This is a genomic window from Agromyces bauzanensis (assembly GCF_014645655.1).
GTDB classification, from domain to species: Bacteria; Actinomycetota; Actinomycetes; order Actinomycetales; family Microbacteriaceae; genus Agromyces; species Agromyces bauzanensis.
Map to the genome: position 1 here is coordinate 161,971 of NZ_BMMD01000006.1, position 6,198 is coordinate 168,168.

Annotated in this window: 5 protein-coding genes; 3 read left to right on the plus strand and 2 right to left on the minus strand. The window is 70.1% G+C overall.

Features of this window, described 5'->3' with window-relative positions; all coding sequences use genetic code 11:
- Positions 1-5: 5 nt before the first annotated feature.
- Together IEX31_RS07440 and IEX31_RS07445 are read right to left on the minus strand one after the other, a co-directional pair.
- On the minus strand, positions 6-1,532 hold the full coding sequence (locus IEX31_RS07440) for an RNA polymerase sigma factor (RefSeq protein ID WP_373285507.1): 1,527 nt from the start codon (positions 1,530-1,532) through the stop codon (positions 6-8).
- Positions 1,533-1,740: 208 nt separating this feature from the next.
- Positions 1,741-2,667 carry a proteasome assembly chaperone family protein gene (locus IEX31_RS07445; RefSeq protein ID WP_188742791.1) on the minus strand — a complete coding sequence of 309 codons (927 nt, stop codon included), beginning with the start codon at positions 2,665-2,667 and terminating at the stop codon, positions 1,741-1,743.
- 87 nt (positions 2,668-2,754) lie between these two features.
- Here IEX31_RS07445 and IEX31_RS07450 point away from each other — a divergent pair, with 87 nt between their 5' ends.
- From IEX31_RS07450 to IEX31_RS07460, 3 genes are all read left to right on the plus strand, one after another.
- Positions 2,755-4,221 carry a leucyl aminopeptidase gene (locus IEX31_RS07450; protein ID WP_188742792.1) on the plus strand — a complete coding sequence of 489 codons (1,467 nt, stop codon included), beginning with the start codon at positions 2,755-2,757 and terminating at the stop codon, positions 4,219-4,221.
- Between the two features lie 96 nt (positions 4,222-4,317).
- On the plus strand, positions 4,318-5,691 hold the full coding sequence (lpdA, locus tag IEX31_RS07455) for a dihydrolipoyl dehydrogenase (protein WP_188742793.1): 1,374 nt from the start codon (positions 4,318-4,320) through the stop codon (positions 5,689-5,691).
- A 66-nt stretch (positions 5,692-5,757) separates the two neighbouring features.
- Positions 5,758-6,198: biotin/lipoyl-containing protein (locus IEX31_RS07460; protein ID WP_308423489.1), on the plus strand; the 441-nt coding region annotated here is incomplete at its 3' end.

The following is a 6,198-nucleotide window of genomic DNA, read 5'->3' on the forward strand; positions in this document are numbered from 1 at the left end:
GCGGCCTATTCGAGGTAGTCGCGGAGCGATTGCGAGCGCGACGGATGGCGGAGCTTCGCCATCGTCTTCGACTCGATCTGGCGGATCCGCTCGCGGGTCACCCCGAACGTGTCGCCGATCTGGTCGAGCGTCTTCGGCATGCCGTCGCCGAGGCCGAAGCGCATGCGGATGACGCCCGCCTCGCGCTCGCTCAGCGAGTCGAGGAGCGACTCGAGCTGCTTCTGCAGCATCGTGAAGCCCACCGCGTCGGCCGGAACGACCGCCTCGGTGTCCTCGATGAGGTCGCCGAACTCGCTGTCGCCGTCTTCGCCGAGCGGCGTGTGCAGCGAGATGGGCTCGCGGCCGTACTTCTGCACCTCGATGACCTTCTCCGGGGTCATGTCGAGTTCCTTCGACAGTTCCTCGGGCGTGGGCTCGCGGCCCAGGTCCTGCAGCATCTGACGCTGCACGCGGGCGAGCTTGTTGATGACTTCGACCATGTGCACCGGGATGCGGATGGTGCGGGCCTGGTCGGCCATGGCGCGCGTGATCGCCTGGCGGATCCACCACGTGGCGTACGTCGAGAACTTGAAGCCCTTGGTGTAGTCGAACTTCTCGACCGCACGGATGAGGCCCAGGTTGCCCTCCTGGATCAGGTCGAGGAACTGCATGCCGCGACCGGTGTAGCGCTTTGCGAGCGAGACCACGAGGCGCAGGTTCGCGCCGAGCAGGTGGCTCTTCGCACGCTGGCCGTCCTTCGCGACCCACTGCAGCTCACGACCGAGCTGTGAGCGGCGCTCGGCGTCGGTCATGTGCGACAGCTTCTCCTCGGCGAAGAGCCCGGCCTCGATTCGCATCGCGAGTTCGACCTCTTCGGCCGCGTTCAGGAGCGCGACCTTGCCGATCTGCTTCAGGTAGTCCTTCACCGGGTCGGCCGTCGCGCCGGTGATCGCGGTCGAGTAGACCGGCACCTCGTCCTCGTCGTCGACCGCGCGCAGGACGAGAGCGCCCGTCGGGTGCGGCTCGACGGCCACGGGCTTGGTCTCCTCCTCGGAGTCCTCGTCGGTGTCGGTGTCGGATGCCGCGTCCTCGGCGGTCTCCTCGACCACGTCGACCTCTTCCACCACCTCGACGACGACGTCGGCGTCGACGTCCTCGATCTCGTGGGGCTCGATGTCGTCCTCGTCGCCGGCAGCGCCGGCCTCCGCCTTGCCGCGCGGCTTCGCCGCCGACTTCGCGGTGCTCGTACGCGGGGTCTTGCCCGCCGTCGTCGTCGCGGCCTTCGGGCCCGCAGTCGTGCCACCGCTCTTCGCGGCGGACTTCGTCTTCGCCGCGGTCGTCGCGGCGGTGGCCTTCGCGGCCGTCTTCGCGGCGGTCGACTTCGCGGCCGTCGCGCGCGTCGCAGCGGGCTTCTCCGCCTCGCTCTTCGCCGACGTCGCAGCCTTCGTCGTTGCCATTCGTTGAACCTCTCCTACCGTCGCGCGGCGTGTGCCCTCTCGGACGCGCGGCACGTGCTCTCGGCCCGGTCGATTTCGGACACTGTGAGGACCCATGTCAAGTCCGCTTCTTCGGCGCGAACACGTCGTGCCAGCGGACCAGAACGGGTCCTGCCTCCATTATACAGTCACCCATGCGTGCGGGCGTCCACACGCCGTGCCGTTTCCCCTCTTGGCACAACGAATCCGGGAGGTCGGGCATTCCCGGTTGCAGCCCCTGATTCCGCGTGATCCCCGGCGCCGGGGCGCCTTCGGGCGCGAGCTGTCAGCCGCCGAGCGGCGATTCGTCGTCGCGCGTACGGCGGGATGCGAGGAACTTCTCGAGTTCGGCGGCGATCTCGTCGGCGGAGGGCAGCTCGCCGGCCTCATCGGTGAGCGGTGAGCGCAACGTCGTGCCCTTCATGTAGGAGTCGTGTCGTTCCTCGAGCGTGCCGACGAGCTTGCCGAGCTCGCCGCTCTCTGCGACCTGCTCGTCGATCCGCGCCACGAACTCGCGCCCTTGCTCGCGCAGCGAATCGGTGGGGAAGATCCGTCCGGTCGAGGCGCTGATGGCCTCCAGCGCGGCCACAGCGGCGAGCGGGTACTCGGTGTCGGAGAGGTAGTGCGGAATGAGCAGGACGAAGCCCGTGGTCGGATGACCCTGCTCGTGCAGGCGGTATTCGACGAGATGGAGCGCGTTCGACGGCACCCGGGTCGTCGGGCGCCAGATGGACATCGCGTCGATGAGGTCGGCACGGTTCCCGCTCACGGTCATGCCGATCGGGCGTGTGTGCGGCACGGGCATTGGAATGGAGTTGATCCACGTCGTCGACGACACGCCGAGGTCATCGATGAGCCCGAGCATCGCGGAGCCGAATCGCTCCCACTGGAAGTCGGGCTCGTAGCCCGTGAGCAGGAGGAACGGCTGTCCGAGCTCGTCGCGCGCGAGATCGAGGCTGAGCCGCGGCGGGCGGTAGTCGGCGAGGTGGTCGCCCGCGAACAGGATGATCGGGCGGCGCGCCCGGTAGTCGAGCAATTCATCGGCATCGAACGTCGCGACCACCGTGCTCTCGAGCGTGGAGAGGAGGTACTCGGTCGTCTGCGCGACGGCAGCACCGGCGTCGGCGAATCCGGTGAGGCCCGCGACGAGCGGCAGGCCGGGCGGCACGACGACGTCCGGGTTCAGCTCGTACAGGGAACGGGGATCGCGCATGCTTCAAGCCTACTGACGGGGATTCTCCGCCCGGTCGTTCGCGGACGGGCCGCGTGACGCTCGGAGCGAACACGTACGATCGGCTGCATGACCGTGCCCGAACTCGCCTGCTCCGCCTCCCCCGTCACCGAATCCGACGCCGATGTCGTGCTCCTGGCCGCCCGGCCGGAGGACTCCGGCATCGCGCTCCTCGCGCCCGACGAGTACGCATGGGTGGCGCCGCTGCTCGGGACACTCGCCGCGACCGGCGCGACCGACGAGCTCACGCGGATCCCGGCGCGGGGCGACGGTCCCGCCGTCGTGGCCGTCGTGGGGCTCGGCGTCCGCACGGATGCCGCGGGCCTTCGCTTCGCCGCCGGAAGCGCCCTTCGACAGCTCGCCGGCACGGGCTCAGTCGCCATCGCCATCCCCGTCGCCGACGCCGCCGAGGCCGAGGCGGCGCTCGAGGGCGCGGCCCTCGGCGCCTACGCCTTCACCGAGTACCGCGCCGAGGCGAAGTCGCCCGTGGCGGTCGTCACTCTGCACACCGACCTCGACCAGGTCCGCGTCGACCGGGTGCGCGCCATCGCGACCGCCGTGGCGCGCACGAAGGACCTCGTGAACACACCGCCCGCCGACCTCTCCCCCGAGCGCCTCGCGGAGCTCGCGGTGGCCGCAGCCGACGCCGCGGGGTTGTCGTCGCGCGTCTGGGATGAGGCGGCCCTCGAAGCCGGCGGTTTCGGTGGCATCCTGGCCGTCGGGCGGGGCTCGAGCCGCGGTCCTCGGCTCGTGCGCCTCGAGTACGCCCCTGACGGGGCATCCGTGCATGTCGCACTCGTCGGCAAGGGCATCACGTTCGACTCGGGCGGCCTCTCGCTGAAGCCCATGGCCTCGATGGTCGGCATGAAGAGCGACATGGCCGGAGCCGCCGCCGTGCTCTCGGCGATCGTCGCGCTCGCCGAGCTGGACGTCCCCATCCGCGTCACCGGCTGGCTCTGCCTCGCCGAGAACCTGCCGTCTGGCACGGCCGTGCGTCCGAACGACGTGTTGCGCATCCACGGCGGCACGACGGTGGAGGTGCTGAACACCGACGCCGAGGGCCGACTGGTGCTGGCCGACGGGCTCGCCGCCGCGAGCGCCGAGCACCCCGACGCGATCGTCGACGTCGCGACCCTCACTGGCGCCCAGGTCGTGGCACTCGGCAGCCGCATGGCGGGACTCATGGGCGAGGACGCGCTCGTCGCCCGCACGCGTGCCGCCGCCGACGCCGTCGACGAGTCGGTGTGGCCGATGCCGCTCCCGGGCGATCTCAAGAGCCTCCTGACGTCGGATGTCGCCGACCTCTCCAACACCAAGCTCGGCATGACCGTGCCCGGCATGCTCCTGGCCGGCGTCTTCCTGCGCGAGTTCGTGGGCAAGCGGGCCGACTCCGCCGACCGGATCCCGTGGGCGCACCTGGACATCGCGGGCCCGTCGTACAACTCCGCGGGCGCCTGGGGATTCACCGGATCCGGGGGCACGGGCGTGGCCGTGCGCACCCTCGTCCGGCTGGGCGAGGACCTCGCAGCGGGGTAGTAAGGTCTTATGGGCGACATCGTCGCCCATACACCCCGCCCCGCTTCGAACTGGGGTGGTCCGTGTCGCAGATCCGGTGCGCAAGGGAGATTGCGGTTGTCCGAGCAGAACTTTGACATAGTCATCCTCGGTGGCGGCAGCGGAGGGTACGCGGCCGCGCTGCGTGCCGTGCAGCTGGGCTTCACCGTCGGCCTGGTCGAGAAGGACAGGCTGGGTGGCACGTGTCTGCATCGGGGCTGCATCCCCACGAAGGCCCTGTTGCACGCGGCCGAGATCGCCGACAACTCACGCGAGTCTTCGAAGTTCGGTGTTCGCTCCGTGTTCGAGGGCATCGACATCGCGGCCGTCACGACGTACCGCGAGCGCATCGTCGCCAGCAAGTACAAGGGCCTGCAGGGTCTCGTCAAGGCGCAGGGCATCACGGTCATCGAGGGCGAGGGTCGACTCGTGGCGCCGAACGCCGTGCAGGTCGGCGACGACCGCATCGGCGGCAAGAACGTCATCCTCGCCACGGGCTCGTACTCCCGGTCGCTGCCCGGCCTCGAGATCGGCGGCCGCGTGATCACGAGCGAGCAGGCACTCGAACTCGACTTCGTGCCCGGCAAGGTCGCCGTGCTCGGTGGCGGCGTCATCGGCGTCGAGTTCGCGAGCGTCTGGAAGTCGTTCGGCGCCGACGTCACGATCATCGAGGCGCTCCCCCACCTCGTGCCCAACGAGGAGGAGTCGGTCTCCAAGCAGCTCGAGCGCGCATTCCGCAAGCGCGGCATCGCCTACAAGCTCGGCGTGCGCTTCCAGGGCGTCACGCAGCACGAGGACGGGGTGTTGCTGACCCTCGAGAACGGCGAGACCGTCGAGGCCGAACTGCTGCTCGTCGCCGTCGGGCGCGGCCCCGTCACGCAGGGCCTCGGCTATGAAGAGGCCGGCATCACGATCGACCGCGGCTTCGTCGTCACCGACGAGCGCCTCGCCACCAACGTGCCGGGCGTGTACGCGGTCGGCGACATCGTGCCCGGGCTGCAACTCGCGCACCGCGGGTTCGCACAGGGCATCTTCGTCGCCGAGGAGATCGCGGGCCTCAACCCGATCATCGTCGAGGACGTGAACATTCCGAGGGTCACGTACTGCGAACCCGAGGTCGCCTCGATCGGCTACACCCAGGCCCGTGCGGCCGAGAAGTACGGTGCAGACCAGGTGTCCTCGTACGAGTACAACCTCGCAGGCAACGGCAAGAGCCACATCCTCGAGACGAGCGGTTCGATCAAGGTCGTCCGCGTGAACGACGGCCCCATCGTCGGCGTGCACATGATCGGCGCCCGCGTCGGCGAGCTCATCGGAGAGGCCCAGCTCGCCGTGAACTGGGAGGCCTACCCCGAGGACATCGCCCCGTTCATCCACGCCCACCCGACCCAGAACGAGGCCCTGGGTGAGGCGTTCCTCAAGCTCGCCGGCAAGCCGCTCCACGTGAGCTGACCCGGCGCCCCGAAAAACGACTGCAATAAGCTGGAAAGCGTCACACGCTGTGAAGGAGACAAGCGCATGAGCGAATCCGTCAGCCTCCCGGCACTCGGCGAGAGTGTCACAGAGGGCACGGTCACCCGATGGCTGAAGAACGTCGGCGATCGTGTGGAGGTCGACGAGCCGCTGCTCGAGGTCTCGACCGACAAGGTCGACACCGAGATCCCGTCGCCGGTGGCCGGCGTCGTCGAGGCGATCCTCGTCCAGGAGGACGAGACCGTCGAGGTCGGCACCCCGCTCGTGACGATCGGCGACGGGTCGGGGGCCGCAGCACTGGCCGCCGCGCCGGCACCCGAGGCCGCTCCGGTGGCGCCGGCCCCGCCTGCGCCGACACCCGCACCCGAGGCCGCTCCGGTGGCGCCGGCCCCGCCTGCGCCGACACCCGCACCCGAGGCCGCTCCGGTGGCGCCGGCCGCGCCGGCCGCGCCGGCCCCGCCTGCGCCGACACCCGCACCCGAGGCC

Bases quoted from the DNA above. Each gene is read 5' to 3' on its own strand.
- IEX31_RS07445 (WP_188742791.1), bottom strand. From the start codon at position 2,667: ATGCGCGATCCCCGTTCCCTGTACGAGCTGAACCCGGACGTCGTCGTG.
- IEX31_RS07450 (WP_188742792.1), top strand. From the start codon at position 2,755: ATGACCGTGCCCGAACTCGCCTGCTCCGCCTCCCCCGTCACCGAATCC.
- IEX31_RS07440 (WP_373285507.1), bottom strand. From the start codon at position 1,532: ATGGGTCCTCACAGTGTCCGAAATCGACCGGGCCGAGAGCACGTGCCG.